This is a genomic window from Rosenbergiella nectarea (assembly GCF_900111105.1).
GTDB lineage: Bacteria > Pseudomonadota > Gammaproteobacteria > Enterobacterales > Enterobacteriaceae > Rosenbergiella > Rosenbergiella nectarea.
On the sequence record NZ_FOGC01000006.1, the window covers coordinates 164512 to 190947 of the forward strand.

At 45.2% G+C, this 26436-nt stretch carries 29 protein-coding genes; 2 read left to right on the forward strand and 27 right to left on the reverse strand.

Going from position 1 to position 26436, the window contains the following annotated elements:
* Positions 1 to 126 precede the first annotated feature (126 nt).
* The 11 genes from BMX14_RS09070 to cysG form a co-directional block, all read right to left on the reverse strand.
* Positions 127 to 753, reverse strand: coding sequence for a protein-L-isoaspartate(D-aspartate) O-methyltransferase (locus BMX14_RS09070; protein WP_092675830.1), 627 nt, complete (start codon positions 751 to 753; stop codon positions 127 to 129).
* Entirely contained in the window at positions 747 to 1511 is a 765-nt protein-coding gene (surE, locus tag BMX14_RS09075) for a 5'/3'-nucleotidase SurE (RefSeq protein WP_092675833.1), read from the reverse strand. Before surE ends, BMX14_RS09070 begins: the two co-directional genes overlap by 7 nt.
* Positions 1492 to 2541, reverse strand: coding sequence for a tRNA pseudouridine(13) synthase TruD (gene truD, locus BMX14_RS09080; RefSeq protein WP_092675836.1), 1050 nt, complete (start codon positions 2539 to 2541; stop codon positions 1492 to 1494). Before truD ends, surE begins: the two co-directional genes overlap by 20 nt.
* Entirely contained in the window at positions 2541 to 3020 is a 480-nt protein-coding gene (gene ispF / locus BMX14_RS09085; protein ID WP_092675839.1) for a 2-C-methyl-D-erythritol 2,4-cyclodiphosphate synthase, read from the reverse strand. The genes truD and ispF overlap by 1 nt, the downstream gene beginning before the upstream one ends.
* A gap of 10 nt (positions 3021 to 3030) precedes the next feature.
* Positions 3031 to 3741 carry a 2-C-methyl-D-erythritol 4-phosphate cytidylyltransferase gene (ispD, locus tag BMX14_RS09090; RefSeq protein WP_092675842.1) on the reverse strand — a complete coding sequence of 237 codons (711 nt, stop codon included), beginning with the start codon at positions 3739 to 3741 and terminating at the stop codon, positions 3031 to 3033.
* Between the two features lie 15 nt (positions 3742 to 3756).
* Positions 3757 to 4068, reverse strand: a complete 312-nt coding sequence (ftsB, locus tag BMX14_RS09095) for a cell division protein FtsB (RefSeq protein ID WP_048912562.1) — start codon at positions 4066 to 4068, stop codon at positions 3757 to 3759.
* A gap of 118 nt (positions 4069 to 4186) precedes the next feature.
* The gene (locus BMX14_RS09100; protein WP_092675845.1) at positions 4187 to 4507 is read right to left on the reverse strand and encodes a DUF3561 family protein; all 321 of its coding nucleotides are present in this window, start codon (positions 4505 to 4507) and stop codon (positions 4187 to 4189) included.
* Between the two features lie 26 nt (positions 4508 to 4533).
* Positions 4534 to 5139, reverse strand: coding sequence for an adenylyl-sulfate kinase (gene cysC, locus BMX14_RS09105; protein ID WP_092675848.1), 606 nt, complete (start codon positions 5137 to 5139; stop codon positions 4534 to 4536).
* Positions 5136 to 6569 (reverse strand): sulfate adenylyltransferase subunit CysN, encoded by a 1434-nt coding sequence (cysN, locus tag BMX14_RS09110; RefSeq protein ID WP_092675851.1) that lies wholly within the window; start codon positions 6567 to 6569, stop codon positions 5136 to 5138. Before cysN ends, cysC begins: the two co-directional genes overlap by 4 nt.
* A gap of 10 nt (positions 6570 to 6579) precedes the next feature.
* Positions 6580 to 7488 carry a sulfate adenylyltransferase subunit CysD gene (gene cysD / locus BMX14_RS09115; protein ID WP_092675854.1) on the reverse strand — a complete coding sequence of 303 codons (909 nt, stop codon included), beginning with the start codon at positions 7486 to 7488 and terminating at the stop codon, positions 6580 to 6582.
* 8 nt (positions 7489 to 7496) lie between these two features.
* Positions 7497 to 8912, reverse strand: coding sequence for a siroheme synthase CysG (gene cysG, locus BMX14_RS09120; RefSeq protein WP_092675857.1), 1416 nt, complete (start codon positions 8910 to 8912; stop codon positions 7497 to 7499).
* A 218-nt stretch (positions 8913 to 9130) separates the two neighbouring features.
* On the opposite strand from cysG, the gene BMX14_RS09125 reads away from it, so the two are divergent.
* Positions 9131 to 10126 (forward strand): M28 family peptidase, encoded by a 996-nt coding sequence (locus BMX14_RS09125; protein WP_092675860.1) that lies wholly within the window; start codon positions 9131 to 9133, stop codon positions 10124 to 10126.
* On the opposite strand, the gene BMX14_RS09130 is transcribed toward BMX14_RS09125, so the two are convergent.
* From BMX14_RS09130 to cysJ, 3 genes are read right to left on the reverse strand one after another with little or no spacing between them, the layout of a single operon-like run.
* On the reverse strand, positions 10123 to 10857 hold the full coding sequence (locus tag BMX14_RS09130; RefSeq protein ID WP_092675863.1) for a phosphoadenylyl-sulfate reductase: 735 nt from the start codon (positions 10855 to 10857) through the stop codon (positions 10123 to 10125). The two genes, BMX14_RS09125 and BMX14_RS09130, sit on opposite strands and share 4 nt — an antisense overlap.
* A complete protein-coding gene (cysI, locus tag BMX14_RS09135; RefSeq protein WP_092675866.1) occupies positions 10857 to 12581 on the reverse strand; it encodes an assimilatory sulfite reductase (NADPH) hemoprotein subunit in 1725 nt (574 codons plus the stop codon). The genes BMX14_RS09130 and cysI overlap by 1 nt, the downstream gene beginning before the upstream one ends.
* Complete coding sequence (cysJ, locus tag BMX14_RS09140; RefSeq protein ID WP_092675869.1) at positions 12581 to 14389, reverse strand: NADPH-dependent assimilatory sulfite reductase flavoprotein subunit; 1809 nt, start codon at positions 14387 to 14389, stop codon at positions 12581 to 12583. Before cysJ ends, cysI begins: the two co-directional genes overlap by 1 nt.
* A 262-nt stretch (positions 14390 to 14651) precedes the next feature.
* On the opposite strand from cysJ, the gene queD reads away from it, so the two are divergent.
* Positions 14652 to 15017, forward strand: a complete 366-nt coding sequence (queD, locus tag BMX14_RS09145) for a 6-carboxytetrahydropterin synthase QueD (protein WP_092675872.1) — start codon at positions 14652 to 14654, stop codon at positions 15015 to 15017.
* A 3-nt stretch (positions 15018 to 15020) separates the two neighbouring features.
* Here the strand turns inward: queD and queE are convergent, their stop codons facing one another.
* From queE to BMX14_RS09210, 13 genes are all read right to left on the reverse strand, one after another.
* A complete protein-coding gene (queE, locus tag BMX14_RS09150) occupies positions 15021 to 15692 on the reverse strand; it encodes a 7-carboxy-7-deazaguanine synthase QueE (RefSeq protein ID WP_092675874.1) in 672 nt (223 codons plus the stop codon).
* 71 nt (positions 15693 to 15763) lie between these two features.
* Positions 15764 to 17422, reverse strand: a complete 1659-nt coding sequence (locus BMX14_RS09155) for a vWA domain-containing protein (RefSeq protein ID WP_143056406.1) — start codon at positions 17420 to 17422, stop codon at positions 15764 to 15766.
* Positions 17423 to 17439: 17 nt separating this feature from the next.
* Positions 17440 to 17823: a hypothetical protein gene (locus BMX14_RS09160; protein WP_092675880.1), complete on the reverse strand. Its 384-nt coding sequence runs from the start codon at positions 17821 to 17823 to the stop codon at positions 17440 to 17442.
* Between the two features lie 335 nt (positions 17824 to 18158).
* Positions 18159 to 18386, reverse strand: a complete 228-nt coding sequence (tadF, locus tag BMX14_RS09165; protein WP_092675883.1) for a tight adherence pilus pseudopilin TadF — start codon at positions 18384 to 18386, stop codon at positions 18159 to 18161.
* Between the two features lie 7 nt (positions 18387 to 18393).
* Entirely contained in the window at positions 18394 to 18891 is a 498-nt protein-coding gene (locus BMX14_RS16900; RefSeq protein ID WP_092675886.1) for a hypothetical protein, read from the reverse strand.
* A gap of 12 nt (positions 18892 to 18903) precedes the next feature.
* Positions 18904 to 19482: a tetratricopeptide repeat protein gene (locus BMX14_RS09175; RefSeq protein ID WP_177173126.1), complete on the reverse strand. Its 579-nt coding sequence runs from the start codon at positions 19480 to 19482 to the stop codon at positions 18904 to 18906.
* 154 nt (positions 19483 to 19636) lie between these two features.
* On the reverse strand, positions 19637 to 20482 hold the full coding sequence (locus tag BMX14_RS09180) for a type II secretion system F family protein (protein WP_092675891.1): 846 nt from the start codon (positions 20480 to 20482) through the stop codon (positions 19637 to 19639).
* 1 nt (position 20483) lies between these two features.
* Positions 20484 to 21416, reverse strand: coding sequence for a type II secretion system F family protein (locus BMX14_RS09185; RefSeq protein WP_092675893.1), 933 nt, complete (start codon positions 21414 to 21416; stop codon positions 20484 to 20486).
* A 1-nt stretch (position 21417) separates the two neighbouring features.
* Entirely contained in the window at positions 21418 to 22692 is a 1275-nt protein-coding gene (locus BMX14_RS09190; RefSeq protein ID WP_092675896.1) for a CpaF family protein, read from the reverse strand.
* 6 nt (positions 22693 to 22698) lie between these two features.
* Complete coding sequence (locus BMX14_RS09195; RefSeq protein WP_092675899.1) at positions 22699 to 23820, reverse strand: hypothetical protein; 1122 nt, start codon at positions 23818 to 23820, stop codon at positions 22699 to 22701.
* A gap of 28 nt (positions 23821 to 23848) precedes the next feature.
* A complete protein-coding gene (locus BMX14_RS09200; RefSeq protein WP_092675902.1) occupies positions 23849 to 24295 on the reverse strand; it encodes a hypothetical protein in 447 nt (148 codons plus the stop codon).
* Complete coding sequence (locus BMX14_RS09205; protein WP_092675903.1) at positions 24295 to 25662, reverse strand: type II and III secretion system protein family protein; 1368 nt, start codon at positions 25660 to 25662, stop codon at positions 24295 to 24297. The genes BMX14_RS09200 and BMX14_RS09205 overlap by 1 nt, the downstream gene beginning before the upstream one ends.
* Entirely contained in the window at positions 25659 to 26426 is a 768-nt protein-coding gene (locus BMX14_RS09210) for a CpaB family protein (protein WP_092675906.1), read from the reverse strand. The genes BMX14_RS09205 and BMX14_RS09210 overlap by 4 nt, the downstream gene beginning before the upstream one ends.
* Positions 26427 to 26436: the final 10 nt, after the last annotated feature.

Below are 26436 nucleotides of genomic sequence, written 5' to 3' on the forward strand. Positions count from 1 at the left end.
CCCCCATAAGGCTTACGGCTATTGGTTTTACGATCCTCGTTCGGACTGTAAACAACTTAAATGAAATAATCGTCCAATAATAGCAGGCAACGCCAAGACAGGCTATGAGACGATGTGAGGAAAACGTTAAGCCAGATCACCTGGAATTAACGGGACAAACCTTACTGGTTCAATCATATCGTCGGTGAATTCTTCGCCAATACGTTGGATTCGCTGTAAAAATTGTTGCTCCTCGCCGACGGGGAGAACCATCACTCCCCCATCGGCTAATTGCGCCACAAGCTCGAGCGGAATCTGAGGAGCGGCTGCAGTCACAATAATGGCATCGAAAGGGCCACGAGAAACCCATCCATGCCATCCATCACCATGGCGTGTTGAGACGTTATGCAAATCGAGGTTTTTCAGTCGTCGTTTGGCCGCCCACTGTAAGCCTTTGATCCGCTCGACCGAATAAACGTGCTCAACCAAATTCGCCAATATAGCGGTTTGGTAACCCGACCCCGTGCCAATTTCGAGTACTCGTGAAAAAGGCGTTAGGCCGAGTAGTTCTGTCATTCTCGCAACCATATAGGGTTGCGAAATCGTTTGACCGTAGCCGATAGGGAGTGCGTTATTGTCCCAAGCCTTATGCTCAAATGCCTCATCGACAAATTGTTCACGCGGTACCAGTGAAATAGCACGCAGTATCGACTCATCAGCAATGCCGTGCTGACGCAAGTAATCAAGTAACATCTCTACACGCCGACTTAGCATGTGACTGGGCCCTCGACATTCCCTAACCATTCTGATAATTGGGATACTGCATGGTATGCAGTAAGATCAATACCTAAGGGAGTGATAGAAACATAGCCTTGTTCTACCGCATCAAAATCTGTCCCTTCACCCGCATCATGCGGCTTACCTTGTGGCCCGATCCAATAAAGGGTTTCACCCCGCGGATCACGCTGAGTTATTACCTTATTAGCAGGATGGCGATAACCACAGCGAGTGACTTTCCATCCTTTAATTTCCGCTAAAGGGAGATTAGGAACATTTATGTTTAGTACCGGACTCAACCGCAGCGGATGTTTCGCCAGTATTTTCAGAAGCTGGCAGGTAACCTCGGCAGCGGTATCGTAATGGGTATTGCCATTTAGCGATACCGCGAGTGCCGGTAAGCCAAGGTGACGGCCTTCGATGGCCGCGGCAACCGTTCCTGAATAGATCACATCATCGCCAAGGTTTGGGCCAGCATTAATCCCAGAGATAACAATATCGGGCGCAGGTGTCATCAGGCAGTTCACACCAAGATAGACACAATCTGTCGGAGTACCGTGCTGCACGGCAATATCACCATTGTCATGATGATAAGTGCGCAGTGGCATATCTAGGGTCAATGCACTCGATGCCCCACTACGGTTGCGGTCGGGAGCAATAATTTGGACGTCTACTGCTACGCTACGCAGTGCTTGGGCCAAACGTTGAATACCCGGTGCTAAGACACCGTCATCATTACTCAGCAGGATCCTCAATCATTTCTCCCTGTAACACGAGTTCTCTAACGACACTGGTTGCAAAGCTGCCTGCTGGCAACCAAAAGTCAAGCTGTAAATGCTGGCCATCTAACCATGTCCACGTCATGTCTCGCGGACAAACGAGCATCGCGCGGCGTGCTGCATCGACACGCTCATTTGATAACAGCGAGATAAATGCCTGTTGCGTCGCCAACTGTTGTTGCTCGAATTCAGCGGCTACGCCAGTCACGACAGTGTTCCCCTTACCGACTAATGGGGCGGTTATACGCAGTTCACCTTGTTGGACACGCGTTAGCGTCTCGCTAAATTCTTCTTCGCTCACGACAAACCAGCTCCCCCGCCCGGTAAGCTGCACACAATCGCCCACCCATAGTGTAGAGAGATTGGATTGTGCCGCGAGTCGAGCACTGGTAACTTGGTTAAAGATATCACTACGTATTGCGGAGAGTAGCAAGCTGCGCTTGGCACGGTCTTTAATCCGTATCTCTCCTGTTGCCCACTGTTGTGCGAGCGTTAAGTTATGGCGGTCTCGCCCAAAACGCTGTTCACCAAAATAGTTGGGGACCCCTCGTTCGGCAATCGCGGCTAACCGTTGCTCGACACTCGCTTTATCACTGACATCACGCACGATCAGTTCAAAAGTATTACCGGCCAAACCACCAATACGCACTTTACGTTGGTGACGTGCCACGTCCAAGATCTCCACCCCTTCAAGGGTAAAGTGTGCAAAACTTGGCATCTCTTTACCCGGAAGGCGCGCGCAGAACGTTTGCTCAGTGACGGCGTGACGATCTTTCATCCCCGCATAACTGACTTCTCGGGCCGGTATTTTCAAATATTTCGCTAAGGCATCTGCCACAAAACGAGTATTGCACCCCGTCTTACGTAGCCGAATTAATAAATGTTCACCTTGCTGATCAGCAGTATAGCCAAGATCTTCAATAACACGGAAGTCACTCGCTGACTGTTTAATGATGCCTGTCGCTGTTGGCTTGCCCAATAGCCATTGCAGTGGAGTCGACTCCATTATCCGCCAACCTTTACCAGTAGCGCGACGGCTTCGCAGGCAATCCCTTCACCACGGCCAGTGAACCCGAGTTTTTCGGTGGTGGTGGCTTTGACATTGACGTCATCCATATGACACCCTAAGTCTTCGGCAATATTAATACGCATCTGTGGAATATGCGGTAACATCTTTGGCGCTTGCGCAATAATCGTCACATCGACATTCCCTATTGCATAACCTTTCTCTTGAATTCTACGCCAAGCTTCACGCAGCAGTCCGCGACTATCCGCGCCTTTGAAAGCGGGATCGGTATCGGGAAACAGTTTGCCGATATCGCCCAGCGCGACAGCACCGAGCAGAGCATCTGTTAATGCGTGTAAGGCGACATCGCCATCAGAATGGGCAAGAAAACCTTGCGGGAAGGGAATGCGAACCCCTCCAATTATCAGGGGACCTTCCCCGCCAAAAGCATGTACATCGAAACCGTGGCCAATACGCATTATAATGCTCCTATTGGTTTTTTTGAGAGAGATAAAAGCCCGCTAACGCCAGATCTTCCGGGCGAGTCACTTTTAAATTATCGCTTCGCCCTTCTACTAATATTGGCTGATAGCCCGCTAGCTCTAAGGCGGAGGCTTCGTCCGTAATCTCTTTACCTTGTTCAAGTGCTTGATGTAAGCACTGTTTAAGTAGCGATAGGGGGAATAATTGAGGGGTCAACGCATGCCAAAGATCGGCGCGTTCCACGCTGTGTTGCACGCGCTGTTCACTAGCAATAGCCCGCTTCATCGTGTCTTTAACAGGGGTGGCTAATAAGCCTCCCACCGTAGAATGGCTAGTCAACCCGATTAAACGCTCAAGATCCTCAGAGGCTAAACATGGCCGAGCGGCATCATGCACTAGCACCCAAGATGTCGTCTGAGCGTCAATCACCGCCAAGCCTGCTAATACTGACTCTGCACGGGTTGCACCACCCACCACCGTACTGACACGCGGATCACGCGCAATAGGTAATTGTTGAAATCGATCGTCTTCAGGGTGCAACGCAACGATGACCCTATTTATAGCCTGATGATCAATAAGCGCCGCAATGCTGTGTTCAAGAAGAGTTTTGGGGCCAATAGAGAGATATTGCTTTGGGCAAGATGATTGCATGCGGCTACCAATACCGGCAGCAGGAACCACAGCAACAATTCCCGTAGTTGAAACGGTTTTCATCATTGATTTTCGTCGTTGTTATTGTCCTGATGCCGAATTATTTACGGCGTTACGATTCTGTTCAGGCACTAAGCGAAAGAAGGTTTCACCAGGACGAATCATCCCAAGTTCATCTCGAGAACGTTCCTCAATGGCTTCGGAACCACCATTCAGATCGTCAATTTCAGCGAACAGTTGGTCGTTACGCGCTTTTAATTTGGCATTAGCATCTTGATGCTGCGTAACTTCCTCGCTGACGCGACTGTAATCATGGATACCATTTTTACCGAGCCACAATGAATATTGTAACCATCCCAGTAAAATGAGTAGCAATAAAGTGAGTTTTCCCATCCTTCCCCCCAACAGAGTCGCTAATCTTCCCATAAGTTAGCGCCCGACTCCACTGTAACCTGTCGCAAGTCAGCGTTTTCCGACAACTTTTAGGCTACGCAGTGAGATAACTGTGGCTTTACCAGCCGACAAACGCATAAAAGAGTCCCCAAAAACTGCCACTCACTAGCAGTAGTGTCAGTATAAAAGTTAGGAAGATCTTCTGTTGTTGCCAAACCGAAATCGCCATCCCAGAAAAAACGGCGACGGGTAATAAAGCCAAAAAGAAAGGCCAAGTATAGAGGAAAAAAAACAGTACACTGGCCCCGAACGCGATGAAGGGGGAAAGTATTGCGAGGAAGTAAGCAAAAAGGCCAAAGCACCCCCCCGCAACGAGTGTTGAGGGCCACTCTTTAGGTAATGAGGGACGGATCATAACGGGGTCTGGCAACTCTGGCATAGCAATCGTAACTTATCCTTGGAGGGTTAAGCTGCGATAATAGCGCGCTCACGTAACAGATTGATGATTTGCTCGCTCAGTTTTGTAACCAATTGTTCGCCATCGACCCGTAATTCTGGTGAGAGCGGCGCTTCGTAGCCGGAGCCAATCCCCGTGAAGTCTTTAATTTCACCCGCTCTCGCTTTCCGATAGAGCCCTTTCGGATCGCGAGCTTCACAGATTTCGGGGGCCGTATCGACAAATATTTCGATGAATCTTTCTTCACCAATCAGCTCACGTGCTAACTGTCGCTCACTACGGTGCGGCGAAATAAAAGCCGTTAAGACAATCAGCCCGGCATCAGCCATCAACTTCGCCACTTCACTGATACGACGAATATTCTCCTTGCGGTCGTTATCACTGAACCCAAGATCTCGGCACAACCCTTGGCGAATATTATCGCCATCGAGCAGAAAGGTGCTACTCCCCAGCTGATGGAGCGCCTGCTCCACGGCACCTGAAAGTGTCGACTTGCCAGACCCCGAAAGCCCAGTAAACCAGACCACTGCACCACGGTGGCGGTGCAGCGTTTCACGCATTTCTGGTGTGACGGCATGTTCATGCCACACAATATTTTCAGCTTGCCGACTCATTTAAGGCTGTCTCGTAAATTTTTGGCATCCCAATGTGGGAAGTGTTTACGGACCAGATCATTAAGTTCAAGTTCGAAAGCACTGAATTGTCCGGTCGATTGTGTCGCGTCGAGCGTACGTGTCTGATACACCATGCCCGCGCCCACGGTGACATTACTAAGGCGATCAATAAAGATTAAGCCGCCGGTAACCGGGTTTTCTGCGTAAGGGTCAAGCATTAACGGCTCATCGAAGGTTAAGGCGACACGCCCAATGGCATTTAGCGGCAGACTCTCCGCCTCGCTGGTGGCTAAGGTATTAATATTGACTTGATGAATGATTTCATCAACCACCGCGCGTGCCGTTTTACCTGCTACTTTAATCTGGTAACTTTGTCCCGGCTGTAACGCATTCTCTGCCATCCATACCACATCAACTTCTGCAGCATGGGTCGGACTTAATTGTGCATCACCGTCAACTAACAGGTCACCGCGCGAAATATCAATTTCCGTTTCCAACACCAGCGTCACGGCTTCGCCTGCCGAAGCCTGCGGTAAGTCGCCGTCAAAAGTAGTGATCTTAGCCACGCGGCTGCTAACACCGGACGGTAAGACTTTGATGCCTTGTCCAACCGATACCGTGCCTGATGCAACAGTGCCGGCATAGCCTCGAAAATCGAGGTTTGGACGATTGACGTATTGTACAGGGAAGCGCATAGCTTGCCCTTCACTCACTCTTATCACTTCCACCGTTTCAAGAATTTCAAGCAGTGTTGGCCCGCTGTACCATGGCATGTACTGACTGTTAGCCGCGATATTCTCACCCTCTAGAGCAGAGACTGGAACGAAACGGATATCGAGGTCTTTCGGTAATTGCTCTGCAAAATCGAGGTATTGCTGGACGATCTCATTAAACGTGGTCTCGTTATACTCAACCAGATCCATCTTATTTACCGCAACGACCAAGTGTTTGATACCCAATAAGGTTGAGATAAAACTATGGCGGCGAGTTTGATCCAGTACACCTTTACGCGCATCGATGAGGAGGATGGCCAAATCACAGGTCGAGGCACCCGTTGCCATATTCCGCGTATATTGCTCATGCCCGGGGGTGTCCGCGATGATGAATTTGCGTTTTTCGGTAGAAAAATAGCGGTAAGCCACATCAATAGTGATACCTTGCTCACGCTCGGCTTGTAAGCCATCTACCAGTAAGGCTAAATCAAGCTTCTCACCTTGGGTACCATGGCGTTTGCTGTCATTGTGTAGCGAAGAGAGCTGGTCTTCATAAATTTGACGGGTATCGTGTAACAGACGGCCAATCAGGGTACTTTTCCCATCATCGACGCTGCCGCACGTTAAAAATCTTAATAGGCTTTTGTGTTGCTGAGCGGTCAACCAAGCTTCTACGCCACCTTGTTCGGCAATTTGTTGTGCTAATGCATTATTCATAATCAGATCCTTAGAAGTAACCCTGGCGTTTTTTCATTTCCATCGATCCGGCTTGGTCCCGGTCAATAACGCGCCCTTGACGCTCGCTGGTCGTGGATACCAACATCTCTTCAATGATTTCCGGTAACGTCTCAGCGGACGACTCTACCGCGCCCGTCAGCGGCCAGCATCCTAGGGTACGGAAACGGACCTTACGCTGTTCAATTTTTTCACCCGGCTGTAAGTCAATGCGGTCGTCATCGATCATCATTAACATACCATCACGTTCCAATACCGGTCGCTCCGCGGCCAAGTAAAGGGGAACGATCTCAATATTCTCTAAAAAGATATACTGCCAGATATCGAGTTCGGTCCAGTTAGAGAGCGGGAACACACGGATACTTTCGCCTTTGTTGATCTGCCCGTTATAGTTGTGCCAGAGCTCTGGCCGTTGGTTTTTCGGATCCCAACGGTGGAAACGATCACGGAACGAATAAATACGCTCTTTAGCGCGGGATTTCTCTTCATCGCGGCGAGCGCCACCGAAAGCCGCATCAAACCCATATTTGTTTAATGCTTGCTTTAACCCTTCGGTTTTCATGATATCGGTGTGTTTGGCACTACCATGCACAAAGGGATTAATGCCCATTGCCACCCCTTCAGGGTTACGGTGGACGATTAACTCTGCGCCGATTTCTTTGACGGTACGGTCACGGAATTCGTACATTTGCTTGAACTTCCAGCCCGTATCGACATGCAAAAGGGGGAACGGTAATTTGCCAGGATAAAAAGCTTTACGGGCTAGGTGCAACATGACCGAAGAATCTTTACCGATCGAGTACATCATGACCGGATTAGAAAATTCTGCCGCCACTTCGCGTAGGATGTGAATACTCTCTGCTTCCAGCTGACGCAGGTGAGTTAGTCGTTGTGGGTCCATACGATACCTCAAATAATGGGTGTAAGCGCTGAAGAGGAAGTAATCGATGCGGATGACTTCTGAAACCAGGCTAAATGCTTATGTAAGTGAACAACCTCGCCAATCACCACTAATGCCGGCGTAGGCGCTTTGGCCGCTAAGTCCGAGAGCTGGTCGAGGCGACCGGTCAACACCTGTTGATCCTGTCGAGTCCCTCGCCCAATCACCGCAACGGGCGTATCGGCGGCGCGTCCGTGTTCGATCAGGCGACGGCTAATTTCTGCCGCTTTCACCGTGCCCATATAAATGGCCAGGGTTTGATCGCTTAAGGCTAAGGCCGCCCAGTCAGGCTCCCGTCCATCTTTACGGCAGTGTCCGGTGATAAACACCGCACTTTGCGCATAGTCACGGTGGGTCAGCGGAATTCCCGCATAAGCGGTTGCTCCTGCTGCTGCCGTGATCCCGGGAACGACTTGGAAAGGGATGTTTGCCGCAACGGCTGCTTCAAGCTCTTCGCCCCCGCGCCCAAAAATAAACGGGTCGCCGCCTTTCAGACGAACGACTTTTTTCCCTTCTAACGCCAGGGTGACAAGTAATTGGTTAGTTTCGTCTTGCGGGACTGAGTGAGCGCCGGCCCGTTTACCCACACAAATACGCTCGGCATCACGACGGACAAGATCCAATACCTCTTCGCTGACCAGATGATCGTAAAGCACCACATCGGCCAACTGCATGACTTGTAGACCTCGTAGGGTCAATAGACCAGGATCTCCCGGCCCACCGCCGACTAGATAAATTTCACCACGTTGTGAAATAGGCTGATGCAAGCTATCTGCCAGGATTTTTTCAGCCTGAGGCAGATTGCCAGCCGTAGCTTGATGTAAATATTCACCGTTAAAAAGGCGCTCCCAAAAACGGCGTCGATCCGCCATCCGATGGAAACGCTGTTTAACGCGATCGCGCCATTGTCCAGCGAGCTGTGCAGCATCGCCTAACCGTGCAGGCAATAACGTCTCAATCTTTTCGCGCAATGACCGAGCAAGTACCGGTGCCGTACCCGCAGAGGAGATCGCCACAATAATCGGGGACCGATCGACGATTGAGGGAAAAATAAAGCTGCAACGGGCTTGGTCATCGACGACATTGACCAATTTAAACTTACGTTGGGCATCTTGATAGACCCGTTCATTTAATATTGAATCGTCGGTCGCGGCGATAACAAAGAAAACCTGATCAATTTGTGCCGCATCGTACTCTGTGGCGATCCATAAGACTTTTTTCTCATTGACCCACGCGTTAACCTCTTCCGAGAGCTGACGAGCGGCGATATGGACGATAGCGTTCGCGCGGAGTAAAAGATCGATTTTTCGCGATGCGATTTCTCCACCACCTATTACTAGAACCGGGCGGTTTTTTAATTCAGCAAATAGCGGTAAGTAGTCCACACACACTCAGTAAAGTTAGTCTTTCAATGAATAAACTATATAAGCTTAATTGCCTATTGATGAAATGTTGTTTTGGAATGAGCAGTAACTTTATGGAATAAGCTTAGCGATTTTTTTGCTTTAGCCTTTGGCCGTAGTAAATCAGATAATTTGCTGACTTTACGTGAGGTGATTAATGCTATTATCTTGGCTGAGCCACCGAGTGGAACCCATTAATAATGTTAAGTTTATTGAAGAATAAATCGGCCCTGGCAGCCCTATACTTAGGTTTTTTACTCACTCCTTTTGCAGGCCATGCCGATTCTGACTCGAATCTTGGTAAGGTGGCTGAACAACACACTCGCTACATTGCCACGTATTTCCCCGGCAGGATGTCGGGTACGCCAGCAGAGTTTCTGACCGCAGAGTATTTGCTACAGCAGTTTAGTCAGTTGGGGTATCGCGTACATATCCGTTATGAACCCGGGGCCGTGCGTCCGTTATCAGCGACCTCGGTGGTGGCAGAACGTCCCGGGCAGTTACCTCAAGAAATCGTGGTAATGACTCATATCGATACGCCACAGTCTTACACTGCTCAGCAGCGCCTGCACAATGTCGGCGGCCTCAACTGTCAAGGGGTCGATAACAATGCTGCCAGCTTAGGCGTTATGTTGGAATTAGCTAAGCGCTTAGCCGACCATCACAATGGATATCGCTTACGTTTTGTGGCGTTAGGGGGTACCCAGCCGCCCCTGCAAGGGATGAGTGATTACTTGAAAAGCTTATCGGGTGATCAGCGTAAAAATATGTTACTGGTAGTGGATATGACAAATATTGTCGCCGGGAAGCACCTCGCCTTCCTCAGTGGCAATACGACGGCAGCGGCGGTGCGCAAACAAACGACGGATCAGGCCAAAGCGATCGCTCAGCAGCATGCTATTCAATTATTGACGGCGCAGCTAGCAAGCAGCCGTTCGCGGACGCTCACGGCTTACGAACAAGTGGGTCTCCCCTACTTGCGTGTCACGTCATCGGATGCGGGTAAGCTTACTACCTTAGCGACCGGAGAAACGCAATCAGTGTTACGTGATAACGCGGCAAAAGATAACTTAGCCTACATCAACCGCCACTATCCGCACCGACTGACGCAACGTAGTTATCAGCTTGTAACTATTCTGACGCCGCTACTGCGTGGTTCACTGACGCCTACGCACGCCTCGGCGATCAAGCATTAACCCTCGTGTAGCCCACATTCGCGTTTCAGCCCGAAGAAACGCGTCTCTTCTTCACGCATTCCCGGCTCCCATTTACGCGTCGTATGGGTATCCCCTACCGAGAGATAGCCTTGTTCCCACAGAGGGTGGTAGCTTAGGCCATGTTTCTTCAGATATTGATACACTTGCCGATTATCCCAATCGACGATCGGTAAAAACTTAAAGATCCCCCGCGACAGTGACAACACTTGCAACTGAGATCGGCTTTCGGATTGCTCGCGACGTAAGCCTGCAAACCACGTTTTCACCTGCAACGTTTTCAAGGCTTGATTCAGCGGCTCCACTTTATTAAGTTGGTTATAACGCTCGAGCCCCTCAACCCCCTGCTCCCACAATTTACCGTAACGGGCTTCTTGCCAGGCAGGCGATAACGCCGCGCGGTAGACGTGTAAATTGAGCTGCAATTGGTGTTGCAGACTATCGATAAACTGATAGGTTTCGGGGAATAGATAGCCCGTGTCGGTTAAAATTACCGGAATGTTAGAGGACTGTTGCGCCACGAGATGTAAGCTTACCGCAGCCTGGATCCCGAAACTGCTGGTCAACGCATGCTGGCCAGGAAGATGCTCCAACGCCCAAGCCACGCGCTCTTCAGCACTTAAGGCTTCAAGCTGCTGATTAACGGCCGCTAGGGCCGCTTGTTGTTCACTTTTATCTAATAAGACTAATTCTGCTAAGTTGAGCTCAGCCATTACGCCTCCACTGCGGCCCAAAAATCACGAGCCGGATCGATAACTTCCCGAATAATCCCTGCACGAACGGTGTAATCACCAAAGCCTTCATGCTGTTCACGCTCTATTGCCCAGCGGCCAATCAGTTCGTCGAGGATTGAGAGTATTTCCGCTTCTTGAATATTTTCACGGTACATCGCAGGGATGCGGGTTCCAATGCGGTTACCGCCAAGATGAAGGTTATAACGGCCCGGCGCTTTACCCACCAGCCCGACCTCGGCTAATAACGCCCGACCACAACCGTTTGGACAGCCAGTCACCCGCATCACGATCGCTTCATCTGCCACACCGTGGCGGGTCATCAACGTTTCCACCTCACTGATAAAACCGGGTAGAAAGCGCTCGGCTTCAGCCATCGCGAGTGGACAGGTAGGAAATGCCACACAAGCCATCGAGTTTTCGCGTTGTGGCGTCACCTTCTCCATCAAACCATGCTCGACAGCCAACGCTTCAATCGCCTCTTTTTGGCTTTCAGGTACCCCGGCAACAATCAAATTCTGATTTGCGGTAAGCCGAAAATCGCCTTGGTGAATTTTGGCAATCTCCGCTATGCCTTTTTTCAACGGGCGGCCTGGGTAATCGAGTAAACGTCCGTTTTCAATAAATAACGTTAAATGCCAATGGTCATCAATCCCTTTAATCCAACCAAAACGATCTCCCCGGGTGGTGAATTCGTAAGGACGGATAGGAGCAAAGGTTAGCCCAGCACGCTTCTCGACTTCCGCTTTGAAGACTTCTGGCCCAACGCGCTCCAAGGTATATTTGGTTTTCGCATTTTTTCGATCGGTCCGGTTGCCCCAATCACGCTGTGTCGTCACCACGGCTTGCGCGACGTCTAACACTTTTTCGAGAGGTAAATAACCGAACTCCGTCGCGGTACGGGCATATGTCGCTTTGTTCCCGTGGTCAATCGATAGCCCCCCACCCACCAGTAAGTTAAAACCGACTAATTTGCCCTCTTCCGCGATAGCGATAAAGTTCAGATCATTCGCGTGGAGATCCACATCATTATGAGGTGGGATCACCACCGTAGTTTTAAACTTCCGTGGCAGATAGGTTTCGCCAAGGATAGGTTCTTGATCCGTGGTCGCCACTTTCTCTTTATCCCACCAAATTTCCGCGTAAGCACGGGTTTGGGGGAGCAGATGTTCAGAGATTTTCTTAGCCCATTCATAGGCTTCTTGGTGCAGAGCAGACTCTACCGGATTCGAGGTGCAGAGAACGTTACGGTTGACGTCGTTTGCCGTCGCCAACGCATCGAGGCCGACTTCGTGCAACATCTGATGCACAGGCTTAACGTTCTTCTTCAAAATACCGTGGAACTGAAAGGTTTGACGGTTAGTTAAACGAATACTGCCATATAGCGTCTTCTCTTGCGCAAAACGATCAATCGCCAACCATTGCTGAGGCGTAATAATGCCGCCAGGTAAACGGCAACGCAGCATCATAGCGTGACGTGGCTCTAGCTTCTGCTCCGTTCGTTCGGCACGAATGTCACGGTCATCTTGTTGATACATGCCATGAAAGCGGATCAGCAGATAGTTATCGCCATTGAAGCCGCCGGTCAGGCCATCATTAAGGTCTTCTTTGATCGTCCCGCGTAAGAAATGACTCTCTTTCTTCAGGCGCTCAGCATCGGATAATTTACCCTCTACGACTAAAGGGCCAGGATATTTTGTACTCATTAGTAGACATCTCTCTGATAGCGACGAGCAATGCGCAAATCGCTCAAATATTCGTCTGCAGACTCGCTGTCCATCGCACCATATTGAGCAATAATCTCTAATAAAGTGTTTTCGACATCTTTTGCCATACGGGTAGCATCGCCACAGACATAGATATGGGCACCTTGTTCAATCCAGCGCCACACTTCCTCACCCTGTTCACGAAGTTTATCTTGGACGTAAACTTTTTCTGCTTGATCCCGCGACCAAGCAAGATCGATCCGTGTGAGAAGCCCTTGTTTTACATACTTCTGCCATTCCACTTGGTAGAGGAAATCTTCGGTGAAATGAGGGTTACCAAAGAATAACCAGTTAGGCCCTTCTGCCCCGTCGTTATCCCGCTGTTGGATAAAAGAGCGGAAGGGAGCGATCCCGGTCCCTGGGCCTATCATAATGACCGGCGTATCCCCTTCAGTCGGTAAACGGAAGTGATCGTTATGTTCGATAAAAATCTCAATCTCATCGTCTTCTTGTAACTGATCAGCAAGGAAACCAGATGCGCCTCCGCTACGCGCACGGCCCTCAATATCGTAACGCACCACACCAACAGTAATATGGACTTCATCTTCGACTTCCGCTTGCGACGACGATATAGAGTAAAGACGCGGCGTCAGCGGTCGCAGGAGTTCGACGAGTTGCTGAGCAGTAAGCTGCGTCGGTGCGTGACGGATCATTTCGACGATAGGCCATTGCTGAGCAAACTGTTGCAGTGCGCTTTTATCGCTTATTAGGCCAAGCAAAGTCTCGTTCGCTGAGTGATGGGCATAACTCTCGACAATTTTGCTACTGTTGACGGTTAATTCTAAACGGCTGCGTAATGCCTCACTAATCGGTAACGTGACGCCCTCAACGCTGACGGTTTCAGCCCCGTCAATCCATAATAACTCGAGGACTTCACTCACTAATGCCGGATCGTTTTTAAACCACACGCCTAATGCATCGCCCGCTTGGTAACGTAATCCTGATTCGCTGATATCGATCTCAATATGGCGAATATCGCGGTCAGACTCGCGACCCGTAATTTTTTGACTGACCGACAGCGTTGCGGTGAGCGGCGCTTCTTTAGTGTAGGGTGTGCTATCTAAGGTATCGCTAGTGCCTGAGGCAACCTGCGAAACTGCCTGTGGCGAACTGGCCGGGACCAGAGCTTGGAGGCTCGCGACGACGTCTGAACGCCATTGCTCAGCCGCCTGAGCATAATCTACGTCGGCGTCAACACGCGGTAATAAACGATCTGCGCCAAGAGAGAATAATTGCTGATCAAAATCTTTCGCCGCTTGGCAGAAGAATTCATAAGAAGAATCGCCCAAACCGAAGACCGCAAAGCGGACGTCGGGTAATGCTGGGGCTTTTTTGGAGTGCAGATATTTATGAAACGCCACCGCTTCTTCCGGCGCTTCGCCTTCACCTTGAGTGGAGGTTACCACCAGTACAATCTTCTCTGCCGCAATCTGCTTGAATTTATAATCCGCCGCATTGACCAAATTAACCTGAAGCTGCACGCCGAGTAGATCATCACGTAGTTGCTCCGCTAAACGCCGCGCATTGCCGGTTTGTGAAGCAGAAATCAACGTAATACTCGGTTGCTCGACTTTCGCAGCAGGCGTAGACACTGCTGGGTTACTCGAAACGGCCGAGGAGTCGCCAAGACGCCCCCAGCAATACCCAGAGATCCACGCGAGTTGATGGGAAGTCAGTTCTTGAGTGACGTCTTGTAAGCGGGCAAGTTGCTCCGCACTAAGCGGCAGCTGAGGGGCTTGAGTGGTCATTGCTTATCGTATTCCAGTGCCAAGGGCAAAAATATCAGTAAGTGTAGAGTAACCGTACGATTATTACTGATAAAGACAGCTTAAGTATATTAAATAACTAAATACACTAACTCGTTTTAGTAGTAAGGCTTATCGATAAAACTGATTAGCCTAAAGACAGATTAACAATATGATGGGTTGACGGCGAAAAGGGTGAGAAGCGTTAACTTTTACGTTAAACTGCCCCCTTTTCACTCATCTATCGCGGAATTTTATCAACGCTATGGCAGTCACGACGTTATTTAAAGAATTTCAATTCGAAGCGGCGCATTTTCTCCCGCATGTTCCCGAAGGGCACAAATGTGGACGTTTGCACGGACATTCCTTCCTCGTTCGTTTAGAGATTACCGGTGAAGTGGACGCCCACACTGGATGGGTAATGGACTTTGCGGAATTAAAAGCGGCTTTTAAGCCTCTTTATGAAAGATTAGATCACCACTATCTGAATGATATCGCCGGATTGGAAAATCCGACCAGTGAGGTCCTTGCAGTCTGGATTTGGCAACAAATGAAACCCAAACTGCCGTTGCTGAGCGCAGTGATGATTAAAGAAACCTGTACCGCGGGCTGTACCTATCGCGGAGAGTAATCCTTAAGCGATATTAAGATATTTATGCGTCTGCATTGAAAAGCGCCAGTTCCTCGCGATGCAGGTCGCAATGCACAGTTCAGTGGCAGCCTTCTTACAGCTAATCGGCTGCAAGGCAATAATGCGTTGAGTAGAAGGTGGAACTTGGCTTAGCAGAAGATCCAGCGCGTCGATATCGCGCTGACGTCCAACCGGATGCTTCACTTCATTCGCTCTAAGCAAAGCACTGTTCAGTACATCATAGCCACCGCGCATATTCACTTTTGGCGATACCGTTACCCAAGTCGCTACCGAGCAGCGGATAGGATGTGTGCCGCTCGTTTCGATCTGGCACTGAAAACCTTCCTGCTCAAATTGTTCGGTAAGCAACGTCAAATCATAGAGCGCAGGCTCGCCGCCGGTGATCACGATATGTTTTGCCGTCCAACCTTGTTCGGCAATCACTGCCAGCAGCTGTTCGACGCTAGCATCCGCCCACGCCTCACTTTCCGCCATTTTATGCACAATGTCAGCAAGTGGCTGCTGCTGGTCAGCATACTTTTCCCAAGTGTGCTTAGTATCGCACCAACTACAGCCAACGGGGCATCCTTGGAGACGAATAAAGATGGCGGGTGCGCCAGTGTAAAATCCTTCACCTTGCAAGGTTTGGAACATTTCATTAATTGGGTAAAGCATGGACACTCAATTTCAGCTCGAAAAAGGCTATTATCGCAGAAGTTACCCGATTGATCATGTCCCAATGATGCCTACTGGGTAAAACTGCCGATCTCATCGCTAAGAAAACCTTTGATCAGGTCAACCACCTGCTTACGGTTTACCGCCTTGGCTGCATTGCCTTCGCCCGTACAATAATCACGCCACTTATTTACCCTTGCTGTCGAGTTAGTGGTAGATACATAATAGATATCGACCCGTTGAGCGTTGGTTTCAGGTCTTTCCAGGATACCCTCTTTAATTTTATCGCACAATTTATAGTCTTTTAAATAGCGGTCGGTGACCTTTTTAGGACCAGTACTATCATCACCATCAGACATAATCACAAAAATTTTCCGCGGGTTATGTCCCTTCATCATCACTGGCACAGAGCGTACTAACCCTGATGAAGTTGCGGTCCAGCCCTGTGGCTTCATATTTTGAAATTGGTCAAGTTCCTGGGCATCGTTGGTCAGCTCTATTAACCATGAATAAAGTCTAGCATCTGCAAGCTGACCGTCTCTATTCCACCAACCCGTGTTATGGCACATTCGACTAAAAGTACGGTATTTAGCATCGTCCCTTCCCGTCCACAACATAGGAAACGTTATAATCGCCTCATCGCTAAACATTCTTTTAAGCGTTTCGGGAAAATCCACTGCATCGATATGCTCGATGGTAAACGAATTAAGTTGCGCTTGTTTTACTTGAACCGCCCTAGCATATTCGTTGGTAATAATTTCCATTGATTTCTTTGAAAAAATATCATCGGCATAGAAGGTATTGCCAAGTATATCTTGTTCCTTAAATCGATTATCAAAACAGGAATAGGTGTCATGCCCTGCCTTTTCTCCCCCCTTACTATCGTTTTTTCGACACCATTTATCTAGGATGGTTTGTAGGGGGAGTGCTGGCCTAGACTGCCTCACATTATCGGAATAATACTTATAACGATGAGTATCCATATAGTATGTTTGCTGGTTTAGGTTCTTATACCTACTATCGATGAATTTATCCCCCCAGAAGGCATAGTTAATGTCCCACCCTTTTTTAGGCACGAATAACACGCTGCAACCTGCTTTAGGGCCGCCACGTTGGTTGGTTTCAGGATATTTTACCGCGACACCTGAACTGAATGGCACCATGGCAACTTTTGAATCCGGATTACTTTTAAGAATGAATTCGGTTAACTCTTTGAAAGTTTCTTTCAATAATCTTATGCCAGCACCTTGCTGTGATGTCGAAAAATCGACAACAAAAACGATATCCACGGGTCGTGACACTTTCTTTGTCACCGTAATAGCGGATGAACTCACAGTGAAGTTCTTTTTGTCTTCACTTAACGAACGGTGATAGAACAGAAACGGTAACTCGACTTTAATAATGGGTTGATAAGTCATAAATGCTGCATTCTTATCAACATCATTGCCAACCGTCGAGGTAGTCCCCGATAATGTTGGGGATTTAGTACTCTCTGGAAAAAACTCCTTAGCATAGTTGACTAACATTTTTTTCATACTTGCGGAGGGCTCACTTCCTTGGGTCACTGAGCTACTAGCGGAAACCATTAACCCTATTTCTGCAGAAACATCACCTAATTTAGATTTAGCGATAAACATCTTCAGAGAGTTCATTCCAAAGGCGATTAGAACAATAAGAAGAGGTAATAGCACAGCAAATGAAATCATTACCCCGCCATATTCATCTTTCATCCTCGGTATCGCGCGTGTTACTTTCCTTGTAAGCATTGGCGTATCTCCGCAGTTGTCGTAATGGCTCGTAGCAAATTTTTTTTATTATGGATAATAAAAACAGTTGGTAAACTCTGTGGCTTAAATTTCCTTACCCAAATTCCTTGAGTATCATTAATAATAGGAATGATATAAATATTGGAAATAAGTTGATTACTAATATTAATGAATGTCACTTTTCCTTTATTTTGTAACGTCGGACTTAAGTAATACTCCTCATTAAAATCCAAAAATAACGCCAACTGAGTAGGGACTGAGCTATTAATAAAAACATAACATTCAAGGTTATTCTTCATCGACGCATAACTCGTTGCAGAGAGTTGCATTAATAGTATAAGTCCTAATAGACTTACTTTACCCATTATTACCTCACTAAAAGAATAGTGTGTGCACTGACATACTCAGGAAGAATATTGGCACCTTTTAAAAGGGTATTCAGCGTTCCTTTAGGCGTAGGGACAATCAAAGAAACTTGATACAGTGGCAACCATCTATTACGACTACTGTAGGATGAAAATTCAATTTTCTTTCGTATTTCGGGTATTGATAGAGAGTTACATAGCCGCGAACCATAATCTAACTTTTGAACAGAACTTATTGTTTTCTTATCATTCTGCGTAAAGTGGACCGCTTCGACACGAAGGCAAAGTTCTGCATCGTAGCGATGATAGGTCAAACTTTTGACCAACTGGTAAATTTATTTCACATCGTTATTCGAAAAAGCTTCTCTTCTTCCATATAATTCATTTCTTTCTCGAAGAACAGAAGCAATAGAATAGTTAACCCTTTCTACTTGGCTTTTCATCGCTAACCAAGAACCATACTCAAGGATCGCTACCGTTATTATCGATAAGAATGAAAATATAAATGCTGCTTCGACGATTACACTACCTTTATTATTGGTAAAGATCGAGTAGAATTTCATTTATTCGCTACCTCGATGACTCAATCATGTAAACGACCTTTCTGGTCAGAAAACTATCAAGCTGTGAAAAAAGAGACTCTGACCACGCCATATTACTGATTATTTTAATGGGCCTATACCGATAACTGACCGAGTAAAGGCCTAATCTCTTTTTGTTATTATAAACCGATGAGCATCGGTTATTAATAACATCATTAACACTAGTGCAAAAGCTTGCGTCAACTTGAATATTTTTAGGGTCAATAAACATTACCCAGAAATCACTTTGCTTATAGAAATAATCATTAAAAGCCTGCGTGTAATCGAGATTAGAGGTTTGATTATCTTTATAAGCACTATTTCTAGCCGCTTGTGATAATGAGTAATCCATAGCGACGACCACGAAAAGAAACTTACACACTTCAAAAATAATGAAAACAAAACCGATAAAAATAATATAAATAAATGAAAACTCTATGGCTATTACACCACTATTATTGGTAAATTTATTTAATAAACGCTTCATCGCTGTACTCGATTAAAAGGTCTGAACATTAAAAAGGTCTGTGGCTAAGAGATCTGGGTGCTTACTGTAGCTTCGCTTTTTTATAATATCCTTCGCATAGCGAAGGTCACCACTTTTTGCCAACGCAAAGACCAAATTATGCTCAAGCTGACTATTGTTATACCCTCGTAAATAAATCGGTAACAGCAGTTGCACAGCTTCAGTATATTTTTTTTGGATGATATAAATCATGGCCATATTATTGACAACATCTTCTTCTTGCCTGTAACCCGCCCTTGCCTGTGAAAAGGAGACCAGAGCGTTGTCAAGATCCCCCATCTGCGCTTGAATCACACCCTTCAAATTCAATCCATCAGAATTACTTCTATCTTTGTTCAATGCAATATCAACAAATTGTAGCGATTTTTTAAACTCACCGAGTTCCGAAAGGTTTTTAGCTTGCAGTAAATAGATGTCAGGTGAAGCACCTGAGGATAGAAGTGGCTTCAAATAATACATAGATGAACGATAATCTTGCGAAAGATAGTAATAATTAGCTAAATCATATCGCACTTTAGAATTATTGGATTTTTTTAATTCATCACGCTTCATTTTTATTAGCCCAGAATAGTTTTTTACTTTTAGTAAAAGACTCTCATTGGCGTGCGAAACATTATTTTTATAAGATCCAGAAAAATTATCATTACTCGAACATCCGACCATTAACCATGCGACGGTGAAACAGATAATTGAATAGCGTGAACAGTTAACCATTAGCAATAGCCCTCATAATGCCGGGTGCGGCAACAATAATAACCACGGGAAACATAAAGAAGAGGATTAATGGCACGCTCATCTTTGCGGATAATTTCCCTATATTTTCTTCTGTAGTAAGAAGTTGGATCTCGCGAATTTCTCGGGAAAGATCCATCAACTGTTCATATAATGATGATCCATACTGTAAACTCTGTTCCAACATGGCACAAAACAGTCGTGTTTCAGTGGAAGGAATTTCACGGCTAAAATGATAGAGGGCATTACTCAGGCCACTCATCTCAGTCCGTCTGACCAAGCGTTGTAGAAAAGGGACGAAATCGGGATTGATTCCTGACATTTTCGTGGCAAGAAATTTAAAGGCTTGTTCTGGTGTCATTCCGCACTGAATACTGACAGCAAGGAGATCAATCATCCAAGGTAGTTCAGCCGTCAATGTTTTAACTCGCTTCCTCACATACATCGCCCGTAAAGTGCTGGGCAGAACGATTGTAACGATCATACTCATGACGACGACGACAATATAATCGCTACCGCTGAACTCCCAAGACATTACCTTACTTATGATAAAACTCACTACGCTCAAAATAATGGCTAGCACAATCTTCAAAATAAAACTGCCATCAATACGACGATATAAACTTAACGTTTGACTGTTCTGCTCTAAGACGGCTTCAGTGTGATGGTGGTCTTTATGCTCCTGAATTTTTAGCTCTTGTGTTTTAGCATCCACAAGCGTTAAGCTATTTTTTATTTGAGCCTGTCTAACTCTGCCTAAAATAAAGACTATAAGATATGCAACAGGTATCGCGAAAACCAATAAGAAGAATACTTTCATACTATATTTTCCTCATTAGAAACTTGATGACTAAAGTACCAAAGCCAACACTACCTAATAAATAATAGAGTAAGACATTTCCTCTTGGATCATCGAAGATAAAATTAAAATTTTCTTCACTTATGAATTTTAGAAGGATCAAGAATAAAAAAGGAATTGCACCGGTAATTTTAGAGGCCATACGCATTTCCGATGTGAGCGTAAGCATTTTTTTCTCCATTGCCGTATTACTGGCCAAGGAGCGCTGTAACTTACCCAATACTTCTCGTAGACGACCTCCACTATTGATATTTAATAATATTGCAACAATAAAGAAATAATATTCCTTGTATGGGTAGACTTTCCAAGAATCGAGAAATACTACTTCAGGGCTATCACCAAAATTCAAGCGCCTAGTGATAATACCGAATTCCTTCGCTAAATTATTATTATTGTTCCTACTATAATCATCCATAGCCTGAAGAAAGGTTCGGCCAGAAGATATAGCTCCGTTAATGGAGGATATTGATTCAGTAAAATCGATTTCAAAAACTTTCTTCCGTTTTTTAAGCAAAATTTTGTACCATACAAAATAGCTCACCGGTGTGAGAACTAACACAATCGGTAAACCTGGAAAGTGAAAGAAATTAATATTTATAATTTGTATAATCAGTACAAAGAAAACCGGTATTGTTATTCTCTTGATCAAATCAACAAGGTTATCGGCGATAAAAACATGCTTAATAGAAAATATTTTTTCACTGATTTTCTGTACCAATACCTTTTTTAGAGATTGATTGTCACGTTCAGACGTACTTTGTCCGATCAAGGAGAATAGCAATTTTTTTCGGTCATCTTCCCTTGTAAAAATATGACGTGTTTTCCTGATCCTCAGGATAACCATACAAACAAATAAGAGAGAGATAATAATAAAGATAAAAGAAATGGATTTCATCTTATTGACCAAAAATTTGTTTTAAATACATATCTTTTGAATGCATCTTCGCTCGTGAGTAGATATTAGAACGTATCGACAACCCTGGTGTTACGAATTTCCCTTGCACTTTTCCATTGATTGACTCACTGATCTCGAAAGAAAATATATCCTGCAAAATAATAGTATCTCCCTCTAACCCCATAATTTCACTGATATGCGTGATTTTACGAGAACCGTCATGTAAACGGTTGGCTTGAATCAGTAAGTTAACGGCAGAACTAATATTCCTTCTGATGGCGTCTATAGGAAGATTTAATCCCGCCATCATTACCATATTTTCTAGACGGGAAACCGCATCACGGGGAGAGTTTGCATGCAATGTTGTCATCGAACCATCGTGACCGGTATTCATCGCTTGCAGCATCTCAAACGTTTCTCCACCACGGCACTCTCCAACAATAATTCGATCCGGCCGCATACGTAATGTATTGATCATAAGATCGCGCATCGTAACCTGGCCGCTACTTTCGACCCCGGCCATCTTGGTTTCAAGGCGTACAACATGCTCCTGTTGCAGCTTTAATTCAGCAGCATCTTCTAACGTAATAATGCGCTCATCGCTATTAATATGTCGTGAGAGTGCATTAAGTAATGTCGTTTTTCCTGAGCCTGTTCCGCCAGAAATAATGATGTTCGCTTGGCAACTTACCGCCAACGCGAGGAAATTTGCCATTTGCTCATTCATCGCGCCCCAATTCACTAAATCTTTTAGTGTTCTCGATACATTACTAAATTTACGGATGGAGATTGAGGTCCCATCCAAAGCAATGGGGTTAATTACCACATTCAAACGGCTACCATCACTCATTCGTGCATCAACCAGAGGTTGAGACTCATCGATACGTCGACCGACACGGTTAACGAGGCGTTTAGCGATTTCGGTAAGTTGTTGGTTATCAATAAAGCGTTTATTGGTACGGACTAATTTCCCACTGCGCTCAACAAATATTTTATCTGGACCATTAACGAGGATGTCGCTAATAGATGGATCTTCCATTAGTTCACGAAGTGGACCCACACCAAGGATTTCATCGGCAATTGCAGCAGCAAGAATTTGCGTATTTTCAGAGGGTAGATAAAGATTTTTCTCAACACTAATCCGCTGTACCGTTCTCGATATCTCTCTGATCAGTCCAACACGATCGTTTAATAAATTTTCGATAACGTCAATATTTAATTCTGGCAGTACCAAACCGCGAAGTTGCTTACTTATCTCATCATATTTATCAACCATCGCTTATCATCCCCGTTGTGATATTTTTCTAATTGAATCAAATAAGCTAGGTTTAGGAGGCTTCCCACTTTTTTTACCTAAGAGTAGATTGCATAAAGATTCTAGGTATTGACTATTTTTTCCGCTAAAATTAATAGGTAATGAAGGATCGCCCGTTTTCATTAAGTAAGGGATTACCACATCTACAGGCTTACCTATTAAGCTTGAAATCTCTTGGCTATTGATTTCGCCACTGACTTTTCCATGATGTTGATTATGACAAACGAAAACTCGTCTAACACCATTGTTACTATTCATTAAGTGATTATTAGCTTCGAGAATTTTTTTAGCTGTTCGTGCTGAAGAAATATCTCTATCACAGACTAATAAAAGACAGTCTGTGTGAGTTAATACATTCTCAATGTTGTCTTCCGCCGCGTTATAGGCGGTGAAATCAAAGATAATACATTCATATTTTTCGTAGACTTGATTGTAAAATTGCCAAGCATTACTCCTTTCTTCGTATAAAGCAGAAAGGTTTTTTTGGAGGAGCGTAACTTCATTTGAGATCGCCACCTTGGAGATCAAATCTAGGTTTTGACTACCATAAGCACCTTGCACAATCAGTGTCGGCGATTGGCGCTTGTTGGCAATGAATTCTGCAGCGTGATAACTCAGCATTGAGTTACCCACTCCCCCCTTACAGCCTAACAACGTAATACGTATGGCGGTATTAGTACTGGTACTTTCTTTAGATGTTCTAACAACTAAATGACCAATTCTGCTAATTTGACTAGGATAATGACAATATTTTATATCTTTTTTTTCGAACTCGTCGGCTAATAGCAATGAATCTTTAGTACTAAAGGCTATTTTTATAATATTTTTCGATAATTGTAGGTCTATGGTCTCAATAATGCTCTCCGGCGAATCGAGATGGGAAGCATCGAAAATTATACAATCTGTGTTTGCAGTATCATCGTACTGATCTAATTGCTCTACATTCCCCGCAAAACGCTTGATACTGCCTACATCGCGCATCGACAGCTGCTCACACACTTTTTCCATTTTATTAGCATCGGGGGTGATAACCAATATTGAATATTCTAAGAGATCATCCTGTTTGGTATTATCGGAAAAGAGTAACATTGTCATTCCTTGCGTTACTGAATTAAGGTTATTTCCGTATTTTCATTGCATCAATGTTGTCATTAATTGCGCAACTTTCTTCACCTATTGTGTTAAAAGAATAACGTAACCCGTAAGATGAACAATTATTACGGCTAGCTAGCGTTTTAAGTACTAGGTTAATCGAATCTCGACTCTGATTCTTGGTCGCCATACTCTGTGAGTAATTACGTACGATATCTTGCTGCCGAATACCTTCTTTTATGAGAAGTCTTACTAAATTTTCAACCGATACCGTCAATTCTGGATTTGCCCACTGAACCTCCACCCGTCCGCCCATGTACTGGTAAAATGGGAGTAATTTAGCAACGGTAATTTCTTGCTCTATATCGCTACGGCCGGCCACATTGAAGCGGTAATCACCTGCCTTGGCAGAAAGCGATGCCGCAAAAAAAAGGGTGAGGCTGAATAATCCATACCGAGTATAATTTCGCATTAGTAAATGAAACCTCCTTGTTCAAGAAAATCAACGACCGCTTTTTTGGAAGTTTGGTTACTAGAACCACCAATGTTAAGATAGCGCTCGAGCAGTGTACTTCTCTGCCAACTTGGTAATGAAACTTGCGACGACGAAATGGGGCGAACCAAGTTTACGGTCGCAACGACGACTAATTCTGTCCGTTCACGTTGCGAAGAAGTTGAACGAAAGAAGGCTCCAAGCACAGGAATATCACCAATGTACGGAATTTTCTTTAGAACTTCTTTTTCTGATTCACTTAATAATCCAGCTAAAACAAAACTCTCACCGTCGGCGAGTTCTATAGTCGTCCTTGATTTTCTGGACTTGATTGAAGGTAAAACTAACTCATTTGTTTTACTAATGTTGTTACTGTCTACATTACTGACTTCTTGAGAGAGTGTGAGACGCACTTTCTGACTATTCTCTACCTTCGCGGCGACCAACATCTTGATACCGACTTCTTTATAACTCACACTACTCCCGTTAGATGAACTTGTCAGAATCGGTATCTCTCCCCCAACTAAAAAGTCAGCGGTTTCTCCCGACAACACTGAGAGGTTGGGTTCTGCAAGGACCCTGGCAACGGACTCATTTCCTAAAGCATTAATCACTGATGTTAATTGCGTCGCATCGAATTTTAATTTATTTAAGACAAAGCTCCCCACATCCATCGCTTGCCCCCATTCAATACCCAACGCATCGCTATAGTTTCTATTTAATTCAACAATTGAAATCTTCACATTAACTTGATTCGCAAAAGGTAAATTCATCTTATTCTGCAGTTTTCTATAAGTGTATTGGCTCAAGTAACCGATATTATCTTGTTCATATTTCGCCGAATCACTGGAGTCACTGGAGAATTTGGTCTTAATTTCACTACGTTCTAAGCCCAACGCTTCACCAACAATTTGATAAATAGCATCTCGACTTTCTTCGTCAGCCGCAGTTCCAGTAAGTAAATAGCTATCCCCCACTTTCTTCAATCCTATGGTAGAACCGACAAATTGATCCTCAATCTGTTTAGCTAATTTGCCAATAAGCGGATCAACTGTAACTTTAATGCTTCGCGTATTATCATTTTGAACAATCAATATCTCTCCGTCACCATTATCCACGCCATAAATAACGATTTCGTTATCACTAATCATATTGTAATTGACCACGTTAGAGTCGGTCGTAAACACTGTATCAATAGGGGTGTTACTTTTTATTGTTCGCGCTCCACCTTTAGATAGGTAAATTGTTTCGGCATGAACACATAACGGCATGATGAGGAGAATGCATAGCATGACTTTTATTACTGAATGATACTTATCATAACCTACTCGACATTCAACCATCATTTAGCACCCTTTGTTATTGCGCTGCTTACGCTTTTTCCTGATACCACTGATTCAGCAGGGAAGACGATAATTTCATATTTATTTTCTATTTGATAAATCTTTTTGAGATCAGAGCGAGTTAATTCTATGTCTACGGTATATTCCTCTGATTTATTATCTAAAATCGTACTTGCGTTAATAGAATTGTTTTCTTCTTCTGAAAATGCTCGACTACCTTTCATTACAGGGGTAAGTAACTTCTTATTTTTGAATAACTTAACAATTTTTACTACAGATTCGCCTCTGAATATCGTCGATTTATTATCGTGCTCTCGCTTAGGCGATTCGAATCTTAAATACACATCAACATCTGCTCCAGGTAATAAACCATAGAGGTTATTGATGTATTTTCTATTTAGATCGATGGTAAATCGATAAAGCTCATTTGATTGGCGTTGAACAGGTTTGTCTTGAGTCAGTAGTGCTTTGGTCAAGGTTGTTCCTTGCTTCACTGACTCAGTGAGATAATACCCCTCAACCGACTCGACCGTTTCAGGTACTTGATCTGGATCAGAAACATCTTCAGTTTTCTCTTCATAGTCGGCTTTCGTAATCAGCTCACCAGCCGCCATGATACGTTTAGTAATAAAATAGGTTACGCGTGGTGTCGCTTGCTGTTGAGCTCCGTCTGCGGAAACATCATCTCCCGAATCAGATAAATAAATTCCTACAATACCCAATAAAAATAGGATGATAGAAACGATAATAATCAGCCGTTGATTCACGTTAATTCCT